The organism is Candidatus Symbiopectobacterium sp. (genome assembly GCF_020054415.1).
Taxonomy (GTDB): Bacteria; Pseudomonadota; Gammaproteobacteria; order Enterobacterales; family Enterobacteriaceae; genus Symbiopectobacterium.
Window position 1 is genome coordinate 1 of sequence record NZ_JAHWCO010000605.1, and the last position, 2,094, is coordinate 2,094.

Here is a 2,094-nt window from a genome sequence, read left to right on the forward strand (position 1 = left end):
CGCGTGACACGCCCATGATCTTGCAGGCTTTTGATACGTTACCGAGTTCTTCGGCGATATTGAGCAGGCCGGCTTTGTGTTTGATAATGGGATTGTTAGTATGAAGCATGAGAGTTACCTCGCGTTTTGTTTAAGGATTAGGCACCCATATCAAAACCGGTCACTCTCAACCTTTCAAGGTCCAGTGTCAGATCTAGTCTCGACTAATACAAATTGAAGGTAAAGAAGTGCTGGTGTTGATTAAAGCGCCCTAGATTGCGGTATACGATGCCGTAGCAACCCGGACGCAATCCGATAACGAGCTGACTGGCACAGTGTCGTCGCTGGAAGTGGGACAGGATAGCAGCGAAGTGCCGATCACACTGGCAAGCGGCGAGACACTCTGCGCCACGGTGCCAAACGAGCAGGTTACACAGCAAAAAGTGCGCGCGGGAATGGTGGCAATGCCCTTTATTTCTGAGAGTATTACTTGCTGAAAAAGAGATAAAGAATGTCGTCGTTGCAAATTTTGCAAGGTGTTTTTCGCATAAATGATACACGCGTTTTGCGCATTGATGCCTTGATGCTGGAAGGAAAATCGCAGTGTGCCTTTGGGGGCGCCAATGGCAGCGGAAAATCTGCGCTGGCGCGCGCACTATCGAGTGAACTCCCGCTGCTGGAGGGCTAACAACACAGCGATTTTCCTCGCGTTGCACGCCTCTCCTTCGAGCAGTTGCAACAATTGGTCACGCAAGAGTGGCAGCGTAACAATACCGATATGCTCAGCGCTGATGAAGACGATACCGGACGTACTACCGCTGAAGTGATTCAGGATGAGATTCACGATCCTACCCGCTGTGCGACTCTGGCCGCCCTGTTTGGCATCACTCCCCTGCTCTCGCGCCGTTTTAAATACCTCTCTACCGGCGAAACACGCAAGGTCATGCTGTGCCAGGCGTTGATGCCAAAGCCCGATCTGTTGATTCTGGATGAGCCCTTCGATGGTCTTGATGTGGCTCCCCGTGCACAGTTGGCAGAGCATTTGGCGGAGTTGGCTCAGCGCGGCTACACGCTGGCGATCATCGTTAACCGCTTCGATGATATTCCTGAATTTGTCAATCATGTCGGTATTCTGGCCGACTGCACACTGACGCGCACGGGTACGCGTGAATCGGTATTGGCCGATGCCTTGATCGCCCAACTGGCATTTAGTGAAACGCTTTCCGGCACAGCGCTACCAGCCCAAGAAGACCCGCTGCATACGCCAACGCTCCCAGCCGATCAAGCGCGCATCCTCCTGAGAGATGGCGTGGTGCAATATAATGATCGCCCCATTCTGCACCACCTTAATTGGGAGGTGTTGCCCGGTCAGCATTGGCAAATCGTCGGCCCTAACGGTGCAGAAAAATCCACGTTGCTAAGCTTGATTACTGGCGATCACCCGCAGGGATACAGTAATGATTTAACCCTGTTTGGACGCCGTCGCGGCAGTTGTGAAACCATTTGGGATATCAAACGGCATATCGGTTACGTCAGCAGCAGCCTGCATTTGGAATACCGCGTCAGCAGTAGTGTGCGCCATGTTATTACGTCAGGCTTTTTCGATTCGATTGGCATTTATCAGGCCGTGTCCGATCGCCAACGTTTCTTAACGCAGCAATGGCTTGAACTGCTGGGGCTCACCGCACAAGCGGACTCCCCGTTCCACGCATTGTCATGGTGACAACAGCGTCTGGTACTGATTGCGCGTGCGCTGGTGAAACATCCGGCACTGCTGATCCTTGACGAACCGTTACAAGGGTTAGATCCGCTCAACCGACAGTTGGTGCGACGCTGGCTTGATGTGTTGATCGGTGAAGGCGAAACACAACTGCTGTTCGTTTCCCATCACGCCGAAGACGCGCCGGAATGTATCACAAACCGTCTTACCTTTGTGGCACAAGGTGGTCGTGTATTCAATATGTTGATTGCAGTGTGAAATGTCCGGTTTTGGATGTGGAATACAGTGGCTAAAGTTGATGTAAGATGCCCGTTTTGTGAACAGACATCTCCTGTGAAAAAACACGGTTATGGAAAAAGTGGCCATCAGCGTTACCGTCGTCAGTCATGCAAACA

The 2,094-nt window shown here is 52.0% G+C and carries 3 protein-coding genes and 1 pseudogene; 3 read left to right on the forward strand and 1 reads right to left on the reverse strand.

What is annotated here, in order from left to right; genetic code table 11:
* A partial coding sequence (locus tag QZ506_RS17720; RefSeq protein WP_291969899.1) for a helix-turn-helix domain-containing protein occupies positions 1–109 on the reverse strand: 109 nt, incomplete at its 3' end.
* A 193-nt stretch (positions 110–302) separates the two neighbouring features.
* On the opposite strand from QZ506_RS17720, the gene QZ506_RS17725 reads away from it, so the two are divergent.
* The 3 genes and pseudogenes from QZ506_RS17725 to QZ506_RS17735 all read left to right on the forward strand — a co-directional run.
* Complete coding sequence (locus QZ506_RS17725; protein ID WP_291972945.1) at positions 303–476, forward strand: TOBE domain-containing protein; 174 nt, start codon at positions 303–305, stop codon at positions 474–476.
* Positions 477–490: 14 nt separating this feature from the next.
* Positions 491–1,957: pseudogene (gene modF, locus QZ506_RS17730) on the forward strand (molybdate ABC transporter ATP-binding protein ModF).
* A 27-nt stretch (positions 1,958–1,984) separates the two neighbouring features.
* A partial coding sequence (locus QZ506_RS17735) for an IS1 family transposase (RefSeq protein ID WP_367272994.1) occupies positions 1,985–2,094 on the forward strand: 110 nt, incomplete at its 3' end.